Source organism: Nocardia sp. CY15, from assembly GCF_009829295.1.
Lineage (GTDB): Bacteria > Actinomycetota > Actinomycetes > Mycobacteriales > Mycobacteriaceae > Nocardia > Nocardia sputi.
On the sequence record NZ_VUOT01000019.1, the window covers coordinates 133,735 to 155,394 of the forward strand.

At 68.0% G+C, this 21,660-nt stretch carries 3 protein-coding genes; all 3 read left to right on the forward strand.

The annotated features are described in order from the left end of the window. Positions 1-160: 160 nt before the first annotated feature. The 3 genes from GVY39_RS20850 (at position 161) to GVY39_RS20860 (ending at position 21,649) form a co-directional block, all read left to right on the forward strand. Positions 161-1,942 (forward strand): gamma-glutamyltransferase family protein, encoded by a 1,782-nt coding sequence (locus GVY39_RS20850; protein ID WP_159926910.1) that lies wholly within the window; start codon positions 161-163, stop codon positions 1,940-1,942. Between the two features lie 48 nt (positions 1,943-1,990). Next, complete coding sequence (locus tag GVY39_RS20855) at positions 1,991-3,157, forward strand: alpha/beta fold hydrolase (protein WP_159926908.1); 1,167 nt, start codon at positions 1,991-1,993, stop codon at positions 3,155-3,157. Between the two features lie 1,752 nt (positions 3,158-4,909). Then, entirely contained in the window at positions 4,910-21,649 is a 16,740-nt protein-coding gene (locus GVY39_RS20860; RefSeq protein ID WP_159927093.1) for a type I polyketide synthase, read from the forward strand. Positions 21,650-21,660 lie beyond the last annotated feature (11 nt).

The following is a 21,660-nucleotide window of genomic DNA, read 5'->3' on the forward strand; positions in this document are numbered from 1 at the left end:
ATCGACGGCGCGGTCGACTCCGGGCAACGCGCTGCTCGCGAAATCCTCGCGGTCAGCACCTCATGAGCGCCGCCCAACCGATCGAGCGGACGCAGCGTATCCACCCATCAGTTCTCGATTCCCCAGGACCTCGTACGACCAACTCCTCTGAAGGATCACAATGGGCAGATTCACCACGCGCCCCACACTGCAGGGCACCTTCGGCATGGTCTCGTCCACTCACTGGATCGCCTCGGCGGCCGCGATGGCGATACTCGAGGACGGCGGTAACGCCTTCGACGCCGCGGTAGCCGCGGCGTTCGTACTGCACGTGGTCGAGCCGCACCTCAACGGGCCGGCGGGGGAAGTTCCGATCATCCTCGCGCCGGCGGGACGGGCACCGCAGGTACTGTGCGGCCAAGGGCCCGCACCGATGGGCGCGACGATCGAGCACTACACCGATCTGGGCCTGGATCTCGTACCCGGAACCGGACCGCTGGCCGCGGCGGTGCCGGGTGCCTTCGATGCCTGGATGCTGCTGCTTCGCGACTACGGCACGAAGCGGCTGTCGGACGTACTGGCCCATGCCATCTGGTACGCCGAGCGTGGGCATCCGGTGCTCGAGGATGTCTGGGGCACCTTGTCTGCGATGCAGAACCTCTTCGAGTCCGAGTGGACCACCTCGGCGGCGGTGTACCTGCGAGGAGGAAAGCCGCCCGCACCGGGACAGTTGCTGAAGAACCCGGCCCTGGCACGAACCTGGCGGCGTTTGATCGCCGAAGCCGAGGCCGCACATGCGGACCGCGAGGCCCAGATAGAAACCGCGCGACGTACATGGCGGGAGGGATTCATCGCCGAAGCGCTGACCGCCGCCGCCGCACAGCCCACCATGGACACTTCGGGTGAGCGGCACACCGGCACCTTGAACGGCAGCGACCTTGTGCACTACGTTGCGACCTACGAAGATCCGGCCACCTACACCTGGAACGGCTGGACGATCGCCAAGCCCGGTCTCTGGAGCCAGGGCCCGGTGTTCCTGCAACAGCTGGCCCTGCTGCCAGAACAGATGGACCACGGCACGGCCGATTACTACCACACCCTGATCGAGGGCTCGAAGCTCGCGATGGCGGACCGAGAGGCTTGGTACGGCGACTGCACGGATATGTCCCTGGAGGCGTTGTTGTCGCCCGCATACAACGCGGAGCGCCGAGCGACGATCAGTCCGGACGCGTCCCACCAGCTGCGGCCCGGAAGCCCGGACGGCCGGCCGCCGAGGGTGAGCGAGTATGCCGTTTCCGCTGTGCCGGACCGTTTTCCTGCAGGGACGGGGGAGCCGACGGTAGCCGCGACAGGCACCGTCCGTGGCGACACCTGCCACCTCGACGTCGTGGACCGCTGGGGCAACATGATCGCCGCTACTCCCAGCGGCGGCTGGTTGCAGTCGAATCCGATCGTGCAGGAACTCGGATTCCCACTCGGTACTCGGTTGCAAATGGCTTGGCTGGAACCTGGCCTACCGAACTCTCTCGCGCCAGGCCGCCGCCCTCGGACCACGCTCAGCCCGTCCATGGCGTTACGCGACGGAGAGCCCATCTTGGCTTTCGGCACCCCCGGCGGCGATCAGCAGGACCAATGGAGCCTGCATTTCTTCCTGGAGGTCGTCATGCGCGACAACGTCCGTGGCCGTTTGGACCTGCAGGGTGCTGTCGACGCACCGAATTGGCATCAGGACAGTTTCCCTGGCTCGTTCTATCCGCGTTCGATGAATCCGGGAGCGGTGACGATGGAATCGCGGATCAGCGCCGAAATCCGCACCGAGCTGCGCCGGCGTGGCCACCGGATCACCGTGGGCGACGCCTGGTCGGAGGGACGTCTCTGCGCTGTCGCTCGTGACCCCGAGACAAACGTGCTCTCGGCGGCCGCCAATCCTCGCGGGATGCAGGGCTACGCGGCCGGCGGCTGAAACACCATCCGAACTTTTCTCTCGCGACCCACTCACTCAGGAGACTCCATGTCTAGAAGGACGTTGCCCGTGCGGCGCGTGATCGTGACGGTACTTGCAGCCGTATCGCTGGTACCGGTGACCGGATTGTCAGCAGCCGATGCACTGCCCGCTGCCGGGCCGGGAACGATAACGTCGTTCCGACCGCTGATGGAAGCCGAGCTGATTCCGTCGGCCGGCAAAGGGTATCGGCTCGTCTACCGAACCACCGGTCAGAACGGTGAACCCCAGATCAGTGCCGGAAACATCTACCTGCCTGCGGGGAATCCCCCTCCAGGCGGTTGGCGAGTGGTGTCATGGGGGCATTCCACCAGCGGTATCGCGCAAGGCTGCGCACCCAATCTCATGGGTGGGATCGCGGATACTTTCGATGAAACGCCGCAGCTGTCTGCCTACCTGGCACAGGGCTACGCGGTGACGGCCACGGATTACATCGGGCTCGGCGCACCAGGACACTACGAATACCTAGCCGGGCGCGCTGCCGGGCACGCGGTGCTCGACATCGTCCGGGCCGGGCGCGCCCACGACCGCGGGCTATCGAACTCGTACGTGCTGGCCGGGCATTCCATCGGGGGGCATTCGGCACTACTCGCGGCGCGATTGTCACCGATCTACGCTCCCGAACTCGACCTACGCGGCACGGTGGCCTACGCCCCGACGAGCAACTACGAGGACCTGATCGCCACGCTCTCCGGCCCCGGCCTGCGGGTGCCGCTTCCCGAGGGGCTGCAGATCAGGGTCTTGATGATCATGGCCGGCCTCGATCACGTGCGCCCGGATCTACGCGTCACCGACTACCTGAGCGACCGGGGAAAACAGGTGCTCGCCCTCGCCGAGGCCGGTGAAGGATGCTTGCGGTCAGCGGGGGACGCTGTCGCGGGCCGCCCCTTCGGCGATCTGTTTTCCAAGCCGTTGTCCGATCCGGCGTTGATCACAGCGCTACGCGACTACATGGCGGTACCTACGACCGGATACCGTCAGCCGCTGCTGCTCCTGCAAGGCGGCGTGGACACCGTGCAGCCGATGCCGACCACAATGCTGCTACAGCAGCAACTCGAGCAAGGCGGCGCCGACAGCCGACTGCTGTTCTATCCACCGGCCACCCATTTCACACTCTTGCAGCACGCTCGTTCCGACGCGAATGCATTCCTTGCCGACGTTCTGCCGCCCCATTGAGGCAAGGCGTCCAACGGCTGTTTCGTGTGACAAGCCTGGATGAGTAGAGAGCTGCCCGCACCTCGGCCGGACAGCCGCTCGGCCAGTTCGGACGCGACCGTCGCGCGCCCCGCCGCGGATGCTGCCGCCGCGTCTCACAGATCGCGGCCTCCCACCTACGCTGCCACGCGGGTCGGTGATTCCGCGGTGATGGCGACGAATAGGGCTATTCGAGATCCTTCTGCACAGAGAAGCGGTTGAACGAGCCGCGCACCCATCGCCGGGTTCGCCCCCCGGCTCGTATACGCCGCGGCACAGCCATGGACATTGGCGACCATATCGACGGCGGGAGCGGTCTGTGTGCTGCCACACCGCCGCCGCGGCAACGATCCGCCGTACGGCCCGGCGAAGACAGGAACGATTGCCTGCGGGCAGGCAGGAGCAGCGTCACGCGCGCTGACCTGACCGCTGTCGCTCGGTCGCCGGAACGCCCTCCGTCAGTTGCCGAATCCCACCGTGGCCACCGTTCGCCCTTCGGGCGACATCCGCCGAGGGCGACTGAGACTTTTGTTCACGCAACGCTGAACGATATCTCTATGCCAGGCAGGCGTGCCGACGAAGCGCAAGTAGTGCGCACAACCTGGGACTTCTTCCATTGTGGCCGCGAAAGAATCTTCGCCGCACTTAAACGATTCGGGCCTCGGCCGCATATTTTGTTCACCAATAGTTTCCGGTAACGGGCGTACGCGCTTGCCATGCCGTCGGGGTGTTCTGCGGGGATTCGATTGGAGATTATGCAGCGGGGACCGAGCATGAAGCCTTTCGCCGGAAGCGGGGGCCGCGTCGATTGTCGGCAACGTCGTTGTTACGGCCCTGAGCGGCGCGGTTCCAGAGTCGTTCCCGTGTGCTTCGGGCGGTTGCGGTGCGGGGTCTGTGCGGGATCCGCAGCGGCAGTGTAGGTCTCGGGTGGGGTTTGCTGATGAGGCTCATAAGCATACTTAAGCATGCGTTCTCGCATGACAATGCGTAAAGATGTTCGGCGCCGAGTGTTCGCGCCGTCCGTTCCGCACTGTGAGACCGGGTCCGATTCGCCGTTCGGCGGCTCGGTGGAGTCGCACCGAAACTGCCGAGCAAAGAGCGGTATGCGTATCACTTGCGGGAAGCCGGAGCGGCTGGCAGGCTAATCGTCAGCACGCGACTGGACGATCGTCCTGTCACTTTGCTCGCGGAAGAAAGATTGCGCATGAGCTTTGGTTTCGTCTTCTCAGCAATGGGAAACTGCACGCTCGCCACTGATAAAAGGTCGTGGTACATAGAGCGCTCTACAGTGTCGGCTTTCCCGTCAGTGCAGGTAGCGTCGAGATGTCCGTCTCGATAACCGCCGCGAAACATTCTCCTGCGGAATCGCCCGGTCGGATCGCTATCCACCGGGCGCGGCCGGCGTCCGAAGTCACCGCGTTCGGAGCGGCCTCGTACCCCCCGCCTCCGGTGGCGCCGAGCCGCTGCGCGATCCGGCGCCGCCGGATCCCGGGTCGCGTCGGCCGATGCGGGCTTCTTCTTCCGAGCCGGTCCCAGGGCCACGGCCCTGGCGTGTGCGGTATCGGGCTGCTCGCCTGCGCCTCGACCGGCCACTTCGTCACCGATACCTGACCGAATGACGCGGTAGTTCTCACCAACCCGCGCCGCGCTGTTCGCGCGCCGGGTTTCTTTGTCGACCCTGCGATACCCGGGATGTGAAACGTGGACTCAAGCGCTGGTGACTCGTCCGACCGCATGTTGGAGTACTTGAAGAAGGTCACCGTCGAGCTCATGACGACTCGCGACGACCTGACCCGGTTGCGGGAGAAGATCGACGAGCCGATCGCGATCGTCGGGATGAGCTGCCGTTATCCGGGCGGTGTCGGGTCGCCGGAGCAGTTGTGGGATCTGGTCGCGGCGGAGGTGGACGCCGTCGGCGAGTTCCCGCCGGACCGGGGCTGGGACCTCGAGGGGCTGTTCGACCCGGACCCGGACCGGTTCGGAAAGGTGTACACGCGAGAGGGCGGCTTCCTGCGTAATGCCGGTGATTTCGATGCGGGTTTCTTCGGCATCGGACCTCGGGAAGCGGCGGCGACGGACCCGCAACAGCGGCTGCTGCTGGAGGCTTCCTGGGAGGCCTTGGAGAACGCCGGTATCGCCCCGACCTCCCTGCGTGGCACCGATACCGGCGTGTTCGCCGGTGTGATGTACGAGGACTACGAGCACACCGCCAGGGCAGCCGGACCGACCGCGGAGGGCTATGCGGGTATCGGTTCGACGGGCAGCGTGGTGTCCGGCCGGGTGGCCTACACGCTGGGGCTGGAAGGCCCCGCCGTGTCGGTGGACACAGCGTGCTCGTCGTCGCTGGTGGCCATCCACCTGGCCTGCCAGGCGTTGCGTCGTGGTGAGACGTCGCTCGTGCTGGCCGGCGGTGTCACGGTGATGTCGACGCCGTTCCTGTTCATCGAGTTCTCCCGGCAGCGGGGGTTGTCGCGAGACGGTCGCTGTAAGGCGTTCGCGGCCTCGGCCGACGGGGTGGGCTGGGCCGAGGGCGTGGGTGTGCTGGTGCTGGAGCGTTTGTCGGATGCCCGGCGGTCGGGTCACGAGGTGCTGGCGGTGATCCGGGGTTCGGCGCTGAATCAGGATGGGGCGAGCAATGGTTTGACCGCTCCCAATGGTCCGTCGCAGGAACGTGTGATCGCGGCGGCACTGGCGGCCGCGGGGTTGGCCGCGGCGGATGTGGACGTTGTGGAGGCGCACGGGACGGGGACGTCACTGGGTGATCCGATCGAGGCGCAGGCGCTCATCGCCGCTTACGGACAGCAGCGGGACGAACCTTTGCGGATCGGTTCCCTGAAATCGAATATCGGCCATTCGCAGGCAGCGGCCGGTGTGGGCGGTGTGATCAAGATGGTGCAGGCGCTGCGGCACGGGATGTTGCCGAAGACGCTGCATGTGGACGCTCCGTCGCCGCATGTGGATTGGTCGGCGGGTTCGGTGCGGTTGTTGACCGAGGCGGAGCCCTGGCCCGCGGGGGAGCGGGTGCGTCGGGCGGGTGTGTCGTCGTTCGGGATCAGTGGGACGAACGCGCACGTCATCGTGGAGGAAGCACCTGGCCCAGCGGTCTCCGACGACGGCACGGCGGACAGCGACGGCGGCCCAGCCTGCGCCGCAAACGTCGTTCCGTTACTGGTGTCGGCGAAAACCGACGAGGCGCTTCGTGCCCAGGCGCAGCGATTGCACGGGTGGCTGCTCGAGCATCCGGAGGCCGACTCGTGGAGCGTGGCGGCCGCGCTGATAGAGACGAGGGCGCACTGGAACCGGCGCGCCGTCGTCGTCGGCCGCGATCGGGAGCACTTGCTGGCCGGGTTGGCGGACCTGGCGACCGGTGCCTCCGGCGGCGTGCTCGAAGGTGTGGCGGGACCGGGGAAGACGGCGTTCATGTTCACCGGTCAGGGTGCGCAGCGTGTCGGTATGGGGGCGGAGTTGTACGCGGCGTTCCCGGTGTTCGCGGCGGCGTTCGACGAATTGTGTGCCGAGTTCGATCGCGCGCTGGGGTCCGGGATTTCGTTGAAGGACGCTGTTCTGGGGGCGGCGGGCGAGGATCTGTTACACCGCACCGAGTACACCCAGCCTGCGCTGTTCGCCTACGAAGTGGCGTTGTTCCGGCTCATGGAGTCGTTCGGAGTCGTCCCGGATGTGCTGATCGGCCATTCGATCGGTGAGTTGGTCGCGGCGTATGTCGCGGGTGTGTGGTCGACGGCTGACGCGTGTGCGTTGGTGGCGGCGCGGGGGCGGCTGATGGGGGCGCTGCCCGAAGGCGGCGCCATGCTCGCCGCGGCGGTGACCGAACAGCGAGCCGTCGAGATCACGGCTGACTTAGGGGACCGGTTGTCGGTGGCGGCCGTGAACGGTCCGTTGTCGGTGGTGTTCTCCGGCGACGAGGACGCCGTCGGGCAGGTCGAGCGCCAGCTGTCCGAGGAGGGGGTCAAGACCTCACGGCTGCGCGTCAGCCATGCGTTCCATTCCGCGCGGATGGATCCGATGCTGGCCGAATTCCGCGCCATCGCGCAGCGATTGACGTACCGGAAGGCCACGGTCGCTGTGGTGTCCAATGTCTCTGGCGTGTTCGCGGAAGACACGCTCATCGATCCGGACTACTGGGTCGAGCAACTGCGCGGTTGCGTACGGTTCGCGCCGGGGGTGGACGCTCTGGTGGCCGCCGGGGTCCGCCGCTTCGTCGAGGTCGGCCCCGACGCGGTGCTGGCGGCGACGGCACGGCGATGCCTGGCCGGACACCCCGAGGCCGAGGCCGAATCGATCGTGGCCGCAGCGTCCCGTCGTTCGGCCGACGAGGTGACGCAATACGTCACTATGCTCGCGCAAGCCCACATCGCCGGTGTCGAGGTCGACTGGCGCCCGCTGTTCGCGGGCCGGACACCGGCCCGCGTGTCGTTGCCTACGTATGCGTTCCAACGCCAGCGGTACTGGTTGGAACCACTCGGGATCGAGGCGTCGCTCAACTCATCGGACCATCCGATGCTCACCGGCGCCGTGCCGTTGGCGGGGCGGGACGAATGGCTGTTCACCGGCCGACTGTCGTTGCGGACGCACCCGTGGCTGGCCGACCACGTCGCCTTCGGGTCGGTGCTGCTACCGGGCACCGCCTTCGTGGAAATGGCGCTGACCGCTGGTGCCCGGCTCGGCACCGAGTTCGTCGACGAACTGTTGCTGGCAGCGCCGCTGCCGCTCACCGACGACGCCGCGATCGATATCCAGTTGACCGCCGGACCCGCCGACGAGGCGGGTGCGCGCCGGTTCGTTATCCATTCACGCGCGGTCGGGAACGGAGATGCGGATGCGGGGGAGTGGGTGCCGCATGCCAACGGAGTCCTCGCCCCCGCAGCGGAGCGTGTGCCTGCGTGGGTCGAATCGGCATGGCCGATCTCGGCGGAGGGTGCGCAATGGCCGCCGACGGAGGCCGAACCGGTGCCGGTCGACAGCCTGTACGACCAGTTGGCGCACCTGGGGTTCGATTACGGTCCGATGTTCCAGGGCGTGACGTCGGCTTGGCGCGACGGCGAAGACGTGTTCGCCGAAGTGGCGGTCCCGGCCGCATCCGGCGAGCCCGCACCGGCTTTCGGGATCCATCCCGCCCTGCTGGACGCCTCATTCCATGCCGCGATCACCGAGCTCGCGCAGGAAATGCCCGCAGGCAGGCTGCCGCTGCCGTTCTCGTTCGCCGGGGTGCGGCTGTACCGCGGCGGGGCGACCGCCGTACGAGTGCGTCTGGAACGGTCCGGAGCCGGACGAATCCGGGTGGCCGCCCTCGACGACACCGGTGCGCCCGTGCTGAGCATCGAAGCGCTCACCGCGCGCCCCGTGGATGCCAAGGCGCTCGACCGTGGAACCCGTCGCCGTGCATCCCTGTCGGATCTCGAATGGGTGCAGGTGCCCGCGGTCGCGGGCGGGATGGCCGCGACGGTCGCGCTGCTCGGTGACGCGCGTGTCGCAGGAACCGCTCGCCGCGTTGCGGAACCGGCCGATCTTCTCGGCGACCACACGCCGCCCGAGATCGCCGTCTGGTCGCCGGGCGGGGACGGTCGGGTCGTCGGCGATACGCCTTCACGGACACATCTCTGGGTGCGGTCGGCGCTGGAGTTGTTGCAGGCGTGGCAAGCCGAGGAACGCCTGCGCGATACCCGGCTGGTGATCCTGACCAGAGACTCCCTCGAGTTGCCGGGTGAAACTTCGGACGTGGCGGGTGCCGCGGTGGGCGGGCTGGTCCGCAGTGCCCAGGCCGAATATCCGGGCCGGTTCGTGCTGCTCGACGCTGCCACGGGGCAGGATCCGACGATCGAGGCCATCACAGCGGCGGCGGGCTCGGACGAGCCGCGGCTGGCCTGGCGCGGCGGTGCGCTGCGGGTCCCGCGGCTGCGCAGACAGCACGCGGCGGTGACGGTCGAGGCCGAGGTGTTCGGAGCAGGCGCGGTTCTGATCACCGGTGGCACAAGCGGTCTGGGGGCCGAGGTCGCCCGCCACGTCGTCGCGGCGCACGGTGTGCGACGCCTGGTGCTGGTGTCACGCCGGGGTGACCGCGCAGACGGGGTGGCCGCGCTGGTCAGCGAACTCACTGATGCGGGCGCGCAGGTGCGGGTGGCGGCCTGCGATGTCAGCGACCGTGCCGCGCTGGAGGCGCTGCTCGCCGAACTGCCCGGCGACTTCGCGCCGAGTGCGGTGATCCATTCCGCGGGCGTTCTGGACGACGCCACCATCGAGAACATGTCCGCCGACCGGCTCGACCGGGTGCTGGCGTCGAAGGCGGACGCCGCATGGCATCTACACGAGCTGACCTGTGATCGGGAACTCTCCGCCTTCGTCCTGTTCTCGTCCGTCGCCGGTGTGGTTGGCGCGCCCGGCCAAGGCAACTACGCCGCGGCGAACGCGTTTCTGGACGCGCTTGCGTCCGAGCGCCGGGCGTCGGGCCTGCCCGCGGTATCGATCGCGTGGGGATCGTGGAACCAGAGCAGCGGCATGACCAGCGGCCTGGAGGACGCTGCGCTGGCACGGATGGGCCGGCTGGGCGTGCGGCCGCTGGAGACGGCCGATGGTTTGGAGTTGTTCGATCGCGCGGTTGCCGCGCCGGTGCCCGTCGTCGTCGCGACCGAGTTCGACACCGAGGCCCTGGCAGTCCAAGCGCGCGAAGGCGCCCTGCCGCGAATACTGCACTCGATCGTCCCGGTGCCGGTGCGGCGGGTGGCCGACACGGGCGCGACGTTGGCGCGCCGGCTGGCCGCGGCCCCGGCGCCGGAGCGCGCGGCAATTGTGCTGGACGTCGTACGCGAGCAGGTCGCAGGCGTGCTCGGGCACATCTCCGGCGATGCCATCGACCCCACCGCGCCGTTCAGCGAGATCGGGTTCGACTCTCTGGCGGGGGTCGAGTTCCGCAACCGGCTGGCCGCGGCCACCGGCCTACAACTGCCCTCGACGCTGGTCTTCGATCACCCGACCGCCGCGGCGGTGGCGGCATTCGTGCACTCGCGGGTGGGCGAGGCGACGGAGACCGAGGCGGGGCGGCCCGCGCGGATGGCGCGCCGGATCCGGACCGATGAGCCGATCGCGATCGTCGGGATGAGCTGCCGGTATCCGGGCGGTATCGCCTCGCCGGATGGCCTGTGGGAGCTGGTGGCTTCCGGCGCGGACGCGATCGGCGAGTTCCCCGCCGATCGCGGCTGGGATCTCGAGCGGCTGTTCGATCCCGACCCCGACCACCCGGGAACCTCCTATCTGGACCGAGGTGGGTTCCTCTCCGGCATGGCGGATTTCGACGCGGGCTTCTTCGGGATCGGTCCGCGCGAGGCGGCCGCGATGGATCCACAGCAACGGTTGCTGCTGGAGGCTTCGTGGGAAGCCCTGGAGCACGCCGGTATCGATCCGTCGTCACTGCGGGGCAGTGACACCGGCGTGTTCACCGGGGTCTCGTATCAGGACTACGAGGAGATCGCCAAGGCCGCGGGTCCGGTGACCGAAGGCTATATCGGTACCGGGTCGACGAGTAGCGTGCTGTCCGGTCGCGTGGCCTACACATTCGGATTCGAGGGCCCAGCCGTCACGGTCGACACCGCCTGCTCCTCCTCGCTGGTGGCTATCCATCTGGCTTGTCAGGCGCTGCGCCAAGGGGAGAGTTCGCTGGTGCTGGCCAGTGGCGCCCAGGTGATGTCGACACCGTTCATGTTCGTCGAGTTCTCGCGGCAGCGTGGGCTTTCGCGGGACGGACGGTGCAAGGCCTTCTCGGCTTCCGCCGATGGTGTCGGCTGGGCCGAAGGCGTGGGTGTGCTGGTGCTGGAGCGGCTGTCGGACGCGCGCCGGCTGGGTCACGACGTGCTCGCGGTCATCCGGGGTTCGGCGGTGAATCAAGACGGGGCGTCGAACGGTCTCACCGCCCCGAACGGTCCGTCGCAGGAACGGGTGATCGCGGCGGCGCTGGCCGGCGCCGGGCTGGCTCCCGAGGACGTGGACGCCGTGGAGGCCCACGGCACGGGCACACCGCTGGGTGACCCGATCGAAGCGCAGGCGCTGATGGCCGCCTACGGGCAGGGCCGTACCGAGCCGCTGTGGGTGGGGTCGTTGAAGTCGAATATCGGGCATGCCCAGGCCGCCGCCGGCATCGGTGGCGTGATCAAGATGGTGCAGGCGTTGCGGCACGAGATGCTGCCGAAGACGTTGCATGTGGACGCTCCATCGCCGCACGTGGACTGGTCGGCGGGGGCAGTGCGGTTGCTGACCGAACAGCGGCCCTGGTCGGGCTCGGTCGAGCGAGTGCGTCGGGCCGGTGTGTCCGCGTTCGGGATCAGTGGCACGAATGCCCATGTCATCGTGGAGGAAGCGCCTTCGGCCCCGCAGAGCGCGTCGGCGCGGAAATCGGTCGGCACGCCGCCCGCCGCGCCGGGGATTCCACTGCTGATTTCGGCGAAAACCGAGACGGGGCTGCGAGCACAAGCGGCTCGATTGCACGAGTGGATCGAGGCCCGGCCCGACGCCGACCCGGTGGACGTGGCCCATTCGCTACTGACGACGCGGGCCCGATTCGATCGGCGCGCGGCGGTGGTCGCGGGTGACCGCGAGGCGATGCTGGCCGGGCTGGCGGATCTGGCGATCGGTGCGGCGTCGCCGGGAGTGGCCGAGGGCCGCCCCGTCGGCGGGAGGATCGCGTTCTTGTTCACCGGGCAGGGGGCGCAGCGGGTCGGTATGGGCGCCGGGCTGTACGCGGCGTTCCCGGTCTTCGCGTCGGCGTTCGACGAACTGTGCGCCGAGTTCGACGGCCTGCTGGAATTCCCGGCGCCCGGAATATCGCTGAAGGACATCGTCTTCGGTGCCGCGGGCGTGGATCTCCTGCACCGCACGGAGTACACCCAGCCCGCGTTGTTCGCCTACGAGGGGGCGATGGTGCGGCTGATCGAGTCCTTCGGGATCACCCCGGATGTGCTCATCGGGCACTCGATCGGGGAACTGGTCGCCGCGTATGTGGCGGGGATGTGGTCGGCCGCCCACGCGTGCGCTGTGGTGGCCGCGCGCGGCAGGCTGATGGGCGCGTTGCCGGCCGGGGGCGCCATGCTGGCCGCCGCGATCTCCGAGGAGCGGGCCGCCGCCGCCATCGCCGGACATCGCGGCCGACTGTCTATCGCGGCGGTGAACGGGCCCGCGGCGATCGTGATCTCCGGTACCGAAGCGGCCGTCGCCGAGCTGGAAACAGCGCTGGCCGGGGAGGGGATCAAGACGTCGCGGCTGCGGGTCAGCCACGCGTTCCACTCGGCATTGATGGAACCGATGCTGCCGGAATTCGAGGCGATGGCCGCCGGCCTGGAGTACGGGAGCCCGCTGTTGCCGGTGGTGTCGAACGTGTTCGGTGTCGTCGGAGGCGAGGCGCTCGCCGACTCCCTGTACTGGGCCGGTCACGTCCGCGACACCGTCCGCTACGCGCCGGGGGTCGACACGCTGGTGGACCTGGGTGTCCGAAAGTTCTTCGAGGTCGGCCCCGATGCGGTGCTGACAGCGATGACCCGGCAGTGCCTGCCCGAGGAGGTCGGGTCCCGGTCCGTCGTGGCGGCGGCGAGCCGGCGCGGTATCGATGAGGTGACGCACTTCCTGGCATTCCTGGCGCACGCACACAACGCGGGGATAGACGTGGACTGGGCGCCGTTGTTCGCAGGCCGGGATGCGATGCGGGTCTCGTTGCCAACGTATGCCTTTCAGCGTCAACGTTTTTGGCTGGATGCCGTAGGCGCGGGAGATGTCCGGGCCTCGGGCCTGGATGTCGTGGAGCATCCGCTGTTGAGTGCGGCCGTCTGGCTGCCGGACTCCGCGGGGGTCGTGCTGACGGGCCGGTTGTCGTTGTCGAGTCAGCCGTGGGTGGCCGATCACGTGATCGGCGGGACGGTGCTGCTGCCCGGTACGGCGTTCGTCGAGTTGGCGCTGCACGTCGGGGCGATGACCGATAGTCCGCGACTGGCCGATCTGGTGGTGACTGCGCCACTGGCCGTGCCGCCGGACGGCGCGGTCGAGCTGCGGGTGATGGCGACCGGGCACGATGATGCGGGCGCACGGGTTGTGTCGGTGTATTCGCGCCCGCAACGTGACAGCGGGCCGGGGCAGGCGGAGTGGGTTCGCCATGCGACGGGAACTCTTGTCGCGCAATCACCGTCGTCCGAGATCGGACAGGCGGTGATGACGGAGAGTTGGCCACCGGTCGGAGCCCTGCCGGTGGATATCGGCGATATCTACACGGATCTGGCCGCACGCGGCTACGCGCACGGGCCGTGGTTCCAAGGATTGACCGCGCTGTGGCGGCGTGGCGACGAGGTGTTCGCGGAGGCGAATCTACCGGAGCTGGAGCACTTGTCGGACCGGTTCGGGATACACCCGGCGCTGTTGGATGCGGCACTGCATGCGGTAGCCGTATCCGGATTGATCGAGCCGCCCGGTGCGGGCGAGATCCGTGTGCCCTATTCGTGGGAGAACGTGGATATGCACGCCGTCGGAGCCAGGTCGGTGCGGGTCCGGTTGGCCGCGGCCGAGTCGAGCTCTCCCGGAGACGACAATCAGCGGATCACGGCGACGCTCACCGACTCCGGCGGCGTGCCGGTCTGTCACGTCTCGGCATTGACCATGCGTCCGATCCCGATCGGGACGCTGGGCGCTTCTGGTGCTGCCGTCGCGGGCCGCGAGATCTACCAACTCCGCTGGGTCTCGTTGCCCGTGCCGAAGCGCGGTGATTTCGGCACGGGCGATCGAACAGCGGATGAGCAATGGGTGAGCACCGACGAGTGCGAGACAGTGACGGTCGGCGGTAGGTCGCTTGCCGTCATCCGACTCGAGGGCATTCCTGCGGATGCGGACGTGCCGGGTTCGGTTCACGACCGGCTTGTCGATGCGGCGGCGCGGGTGACCGAACTCCTGGCACGGCACGAATCGGTCGTCGTGGTGACCAGGCATGCGGTCGCTGTCAACGCCGGTGAACCGGTGGATCTTGCCGGCGCGGCAGTGTGGGGTCTGCTGCGGAGCGGCCAGAACGAGAACCCTGGCCGGATCACGATCGTCGACGTGGACCTCTGGGACGACTACCGCGACGGCGTCGTCGCGGCTCTGGGCATCACGGACGAATCTCAGGTGGCACTGCGCGGTGGCGTGCCGTATGCGCCGCGGTTGAGCCGTCGCGGTCGAGACACCGGCAAAAACGAACCCACCATCGCGTCGTGGGTCCGGTCCGATGGCACGGTGTTGATCACCGGCGGCACCGGCGGGCTTGGGGCGGTGGCGGCTCGGCATCTTGTCGTCGAGCACGGCGTGCGGAGGCTGCTGCTGGCAGGTAGGCGCGGCCTGACCGCGCCAGGTATCGCCGATCTCGCGGCCGAACTGACCGCGCTCGGCGCACAGGTGGACGTAGTCGTCTGCGACGTGGCCGACCGGGTGGCGCTCGACGGGCTGCTGTCGGCGATCCCGGCGGAGTATCCGCTGACCGGCGTTGTCCACGCAGCGGGCGTACTGGCCGACGGTCTGCTCGCCGACCTGACCCCGCGGCAGTTGGCGACAGTGTTGCGGCCCAAGGTCGACGCGGCATGGAATCTGCACGAGGCCACGAAGGATCTCGATCTGTCGATGTTCGTGCTCTACTCCTCGATCGCGGGCACGATCGGGAGCCCGGGCCAGGCCAACTACGCGGCGGCGAACACATTCCTCGACGCCCTGGCCCAGCATCGGCACCGCATCGGTCTGCCCGCGACCTCCGTTGCGTGGGGGCCCTGGCGCGGTACCAGCGGTATGACGAGCACCCTCACGGAGGCGGACTTCGCGCGAATTCGACGGGAAGGTCTGATCCCCCTCGACGACTCCTACGGGATGTCGCTGCTCGAAACCGCCGTGTCCGCCGGTCTCTCGACGATTGTGGGCGTGCGTTTCGACACGGCGGCACTCACCGTACAGGCGGCCTCCGGAGCACTGCCCAGAACGCTCAGCTCCCTGGTCACCGTGCCGCAACGGTCCGCAAGCGTGACGTCGTTGGCGCAGCGGCTGGCTGTCACACCCGACTCCGACCGCGCGGACGTCGTGCTCGGCGTTGTTCGGAATCACGTCGCCGCCAGCCTCGGACACGAGTCGGGGGACATGATCAGTGCGGAGATTCCGTTCACGGAACTGGGTTTCGACTCGTTGGCCGGTGTCGAGTTCCGTAATCGGCTCGCGAAGGCCACGGGATTGCAACTGCCGTCCACCCTTGTCTTCGACTATCCAACTGCCAAGGCCGTGGCGACGTTCATTGTCTCCAAGCTCGGGAACTCGCCCGGCGCCGAACGACGCACGACGAAGATCGTGCGCCGAGTACGGACCGACGAGCCGATCGCCATCGTCGGGATGAGCTGTCGTTATCCCGGCGGCGTCGGATCCGCGGACCAGCTGTGGGATTTGGTGGCGTCCGGCAGGGATGCGATCACACCATTCCCCTCGGACCGGGGCTGGGACCTCGAGCGGCTGTTCCACCCGGACCCGGACAAGCCCGGAACCACGTACGTCCGGGAAGGCGGATTCTTGACCGACGCGGGCGCTTTCGACGCCGGTTTCTTCGGCATCAGCCCCCGCGAGGCGAGGGCAATGGATCCGCAGCAGCGGCTGATGCTGGAGGCCGCATGGGAGGCCTTGGAAGACGCGGGTATCGATCCGGTATCGCTGCGCGGCGGCGATACCGGTGTGTTCGTCGGTGCGACTCCGTCCGGGTATGTCGAGCGGGTGGTCGGCGAACACGAAGGTTTTCGGATGACCGGCAATTCGGACAGCGTGATCTCCGGCCGTGTCGCCTACGTGTTCGGCTTGCAGGGACCGGCGATGACGGTGGACACCGCATGCTCGTCCTCACTGGTGGCGCTGCATCTGGCGGCCCAGGCGCTACGCCAGGGTGAGACGTCGCTTGCGCTGGCAGCCGGTGTCTCGATCTCGGGTAGCCCGGAGCTGTACGTGGACTTTGCGCGCCAGAGGGGTTTGTCGCCCGATGGGCGGTGCAAAGCGTTCGCGGCCTCGGCGGACGGTGTGGGGTGGGCCGAGGGTGTGGGTGTGCTGGTGTTGGAGCGGTTGTCGGATGCGCGGCGGTTGAATCATGATGTGCTGGCTGTTGTTCGAGGTTCGGCGGTGAATCAGGACGGTGCCAGCAACGGTTTGACCGCGCCGAACGGTCCGTCGCAGGAGCGTGTGATCGCGGCGGCACTGGCGGCGGCTGGGCTGGATCCGACTGATGTGGACGCGGTGGAGGCGCACGGCACAGGCACGCCGCTGGGTGATCCGATCGAGGCGCAGGCATTGATCTCCGCGTACGGGCAAGGGCGTGCGGAGCCGCTGAGGATCGGGTCGTTGAAGTCGAACATCGGGCACACGGTCGCGGCTTCGGGTGTCGGGGGCGTGATCAAGGTCGTGCAGGCGTTGCGGCATGAGATGTTGCCGAAGACGTTGCATGTGGATGCGCTCTCGCCACATGTGGATTGGTCGGCGGGGTCGGTGCGGGTGCTGACCGCGGCGGAACCCTGGCCTGCGGGGAAGCGGGTGCGCCGGGCGGGGGTGTCGTCGTTCGGGATCAGTGGCACCAATGCGCACGTGATCTTGGAGGAAGCGCCGACGCTCGCGCGGCAGGAAGAGTCGTCGCCAGAGGCCCCCGCGCCCGCGGCTGATGATCCGGTGGCCTGGCTGGTGTCGGCGAAATCCGAGGCAGCCTTGCGGGCCCAGGCGGCTCGGTTGCGGACCTGGCTGATCGAGCGTCCTGATGCTGATGCGCGCGCCGTCGCGCGTTCGTTGGTCGGCACACGTGCGCAGTTGGACTGGCGTGGCGCGGTGGTCGGCCGCGATCGGGAGCAGTTGCTGGCCGGGTTGGCGGATCTGGCGTCAGGGTCGGTGTCGTCGTCGGTGGTGTCCGGTGTGCCGGTCAAAGGTCGAACAGCGTTTCTTTTCACGGGTCAGGGTGCACAGCGGGTGGGGATGGGGGCGGGACTCTATCGGGCATTTCCGGTTTTCGCGGCGGCATTGGATGAGGTGTGTGCGGAGTTCGATCCGCTGTTGGGCAGGTCGCTGCGGGAAGTGATGTTCGCTGATCCGGTGGGGGTGTTGGATCGGACGGAGTTCACGCAGCCGGCGTTGTTCGCGTTCGAGGTGGCGTTGTTCCGGTTGGTGGAGTCGTTCGGGATCGCTCCGGATGTGTTGGTTGGGCATTCGATCGGTGAGCTGGTGGCGGCGTATGTGGCGGGGGTGTGGTCGCTTGCGGATGCGTGTGTGTTGGTGGCGGCGCGGGGTCGGTTGATGGGGGCGTTGCCGGAGGGCGGCGCAATGCTCGCAGCAGCCGTAACCGAGCAGCGCGCCGTCGAGATCGCGGCGGCATATGGGGATCGGTTGTCGGTGGCGGCCGTGAACGGTCCGTCCTCGGTGGTGTTGTCCGGTGACGCGGACGCCGTAGCGGAGGCACAGTGGCGGTTGTCCGACGAGGGAGTCAAGACGTCGCGGTTGCGGACGAGCCATGCGTTTCATTCCGCGCGCATGGACCCGATGCTGGCCGAGTTCAGCGCGGTCGCCGACAAGATGACCTACCGGGAGCCGCTGCTGCCGATCGTGTCGAATACGACCGGCGCCGTGGGCGACGCGTACACCGATTCCGCGTACTGGGTCGGACAGGTTCGTGCCGCGGTGCGGTTCGCACCCGCAATCCGGTCGCTCGCCGACCTGGGTGTTCGCCGAATCCTCGAAGTAGGACCCGACGCTGTGCTGACGGCCATGACCCACCAATGCCTGAGCGACGACGGCGATGGCACGGCCGGATGGCTGGTGTCACCGGCGGGTCGGCGCGGGTTCGACGAGGCGGCCTGGTTCGTGACGTTTCTGGCTCAGCTTCACATGGCCGGGATGGATGTGGACTGGGCGTCGTTGTTCGCGGGCAGCTCTGTTGCTCGAGTTCCGTTGCCGTCCTACGCCTTCCAGCGTCAGCGTTATTGGCTGGACACGCCCCGTTCGATTGCGGTGGGCAATGTCGAGCATCCGATCCTGATCGATGCGGTGCCGGTGGCAGGCAAGGACGAGTGGCTGTTCACCGGAAAGCTGTCGGACGCCCGTCATCGGTGGATCGCCGATCATGTCGTGTTCGGGACCGTGGTGGTGCCAGCGACGACATATCTGGAGTTGGCATCGGTGATTGGTGCGCGGCTGGGTGTGGAAATCGTCGAGGAACTGCTGCTGGACATTCCGCTGGGCATCGGGGACCGCGCTGTCGATCTGCAGGTCGGCGTCGGGGGGGCCGACCCGGATGGGCGACGACGCTTCACGATCTATTCCGGGGCCGAGCGAATCGAGGGTGCCGACGCGTGGGTACCGCACGCTCGCGGTGTGCTGGCTCCCCTCTCGACAGCGGGCACCGCGTCGAAATGGGATGAGCCGGTATGGCCGCCCGCGGGTGCGGAGGAACTCGATGTGCAGGCTCTGTATCGACGGATCGCCAGTTTGGGAATGGAATACGGTCCGGCGTTCCGTGGTGTGCGCACGGTGTGGCGGCGAGGGGAGGAGATGTTCGCCGAGGTGTCGTTGGACGAGGCGACGGCTGGGCAGGCGACAGGGTTCGGGATCCATCCGGCGTTGTTCGACGCGTGCCTGCATCCTGGGGTCGACTTCATCATGGAGGACGTCCACGCGGGCCGGGTTCCGTTGCCGGTGTCGTTCAGCGGTGTGCGGTTGTCGCGGGCAGGTTCTCGGCCGGTCCGACTTCGCGCCGCGCTGCTCGGCAGCCATCGGATTCGGATGGATGTGGTAGATGAGTTCGGCGAACTGGTGGTGAGCGCGGACTCCGTGGTGGTGCATCCCGTCGAGCGGCGCACAGTGGACCGTATTCGTCCGGGTGGTGATTCGTCGTCGCTGTATGGCATCGAGTGGGTGCCGGTGACCCCAGGGCCTGCCGGGCCGGTGGAATCGATGGCGGTGCTCGGCGCCGGGAGCGTGACGGGGATCGATCATCGGTTCGCCGGCGTGCGCGAACTGGCGGCTGCCGATGACCGTGCTGGATCAGTCGTCTGGGTGATCGACGGCGACGAATCGGGCGTCGGGAATCTCGCACAGGCAAGTCGGCGGATCGTGCAAGAGACCCTGGAGCTGCTGCGGTCGTGGCTGTCGGAATCGCGGCTCGCCGAGACACGGCTGATCGTGGTGACGCGGAACGCGTCAGGCCTGTCAGGGGAGTCGCCCGATCTGGTCTCCGCGGCGGCGGCGGGGTTGCTGCGCAGCGCGCAAGCGGAGCACCCTGGCCGAATCGTGCTCCTCGATCGCGACAGCGAGATCGACGCCGGGATGGTGTCGGCGGTCATGGCCACCAGAGAGCCCCAAGTGGCGGTACGAAATGCTCGCTTGCTGGCGCCGCGGTTGCGCCGGCGGTCAGCACTCAGCGATACGAGCGGTCGCGCCTCGACACAGCCGGTTCCGGCCGGCATGTCGTTCGGGGCGGGGACGGTGATGGTGACCGGGGGCACCGGCGGGTTGGGTGCGCTCGTGGCGCGGCATTTGGTGACAGAACACGGAGTGCGCCGGATGTTGCTGGTATCGCGGCGGGGCCGCGACGCCGAGGGCGTAGCAGAGTTGGTCGCGGAGCTGTCGGCGCTTGACGCTGTGATCGACGTGGCGGCGTGCGATGTGGCGGATCGGGATGGCCTCGAGGCGGTACTGGCGGAAATCCCGTCGGAATTCCCGTTGTCCGGAATCGTCCATGCGGCGGGCGTAGTGGATGACGGCACCGTCGAGACCTTGACCGCTGGGCAAGTGGATCGGGTGTTCCGTCCGAAAGCGGACGGGGCGTGGTTGTTGCACGAATTGACCGGCGATTCAGATCTCTCCGCGTTCGTAGTGTTCACGTCGGTCGCCGGGGTGACCGGTTCGCCGGGACAAGGCAATTACGCTGCGGCGAATGCGTTCGCCGACGCGCTGGTTGAACTCCGGCGGGCGGCGGGCATGCCGGGTGTGTCGGTGGCCTGGGGCCCGTGGAACGCGAGCAGCGGGATGACCGGAGACCTGGGTGCGGCCGGATTGATGCGATTGCGGCGGTTGGGCGTTCGCCCGCTCGGCAAGGCGACCGGGCTGTCGATGTTCGACGCGGCAATGGTCGCGGACTCAGCCCTGGTGGTCGGTGCCGAATTCGATGCGGCGGGATTGGCGGAGCAAGCGGAGATGGGTGTGCTGCCTACGGTGCTCAGTTCGCTGGTGTCGGTGCCGGAGCCCGCGCGTGGGGACAGCGGGTCGCTGGTGAGGCGGCTGGCGTCGGCGTCGGTCGGCGAGCGCGATGAGGTCGCGCTGGCGGTGGTGCGTGAGCAGGCAGCCGCGGTATTGGGGCACGCCTCCGCCGAGGCGATCGATCCAGGGGCTCCGTTCACCGAGTTGGGTTTCGATTCGCTGGCGGGAGTCGAGTTCCGAAACCGGCTCGCCAAGTCCACCGGTTTGTCGCTGCCTTCCGCCGTTGTCTTCGATCACCCCACCGCTCGGGCACTGGCCGACTATCTTTCCGCCCGGATAGCCGAAACCATGCACACCACGGTGGGCACACACACCGTGCCGCGTATGGATTCCGGGATCCGGGGTGCGCTCACCGATCTGGTTCTGGCAGCGCACCGGCGCGGTCGAGTCGGCGCCGCGATACCGCTGCTACTGGAGAGCGCCAAGCTCGCCGACACGTTCGCGACCGCCGATGAGGTGCTCGTGCGGCCGACTCTCATCCCATTGAGCAGGGGCACATCCCGGCCCGCGCTGATCTGCGTGCCGTCGTTCGTGGTCGGTACCGGACCGCATCAGTTCGGTCGGCTGGCGCGCGAGCTCGGTGCCGACCGCACGATTGCCGCGCTGCGCCTTCCCGGGACCCAGCCTGGGGAACCGCTGCCCGGCTCATGGGATGCGTTGCTGGACTGTCTGGCGATGGCCGTGGCAGAGGTCGGCGACCGGCAGCCGATCGTTCTCGTCGGCTATTCGGCGGGCGGTGTGATCGCGCAGGCGCTGGCACATCGCCTCGAGCGGAGCGGGCGCGGGCCTGCGGGGGTGATCTTGCTCGACTCCTATTCGCCCGACGATGCTGAGCACAACCATCGGGTCCTCGCGAGTGCGGTCGGCTCCGTGCTCGACCTAGACCACGAGGTCACCGAGATCGGTGATCATGGCTTGGTCGCCATGGCGAAGTACGCGCAGATATTCGACGAACGGCAACCCGTGTCGATCACCGCGCCGACGTTCGATCTGCGGGCATCGACACCGCTGCCCGGGCTGGATGATATCGCCGAACTGGCGCCCGCGTGGCTGCACGCCGGCAAGACGGTCGAAATCGAGGCGGACCATTTCTCGATCATCGGAGCGGCGTCGTCCGCGGCGGCGGACGAGATACGGCACTGGCTCGCCGAACTCGGCGACGCCGAGTCGAGCACGATCGTGACGCCTGGCATCGAAGAAGCGAGATAGAGGAATTCCCA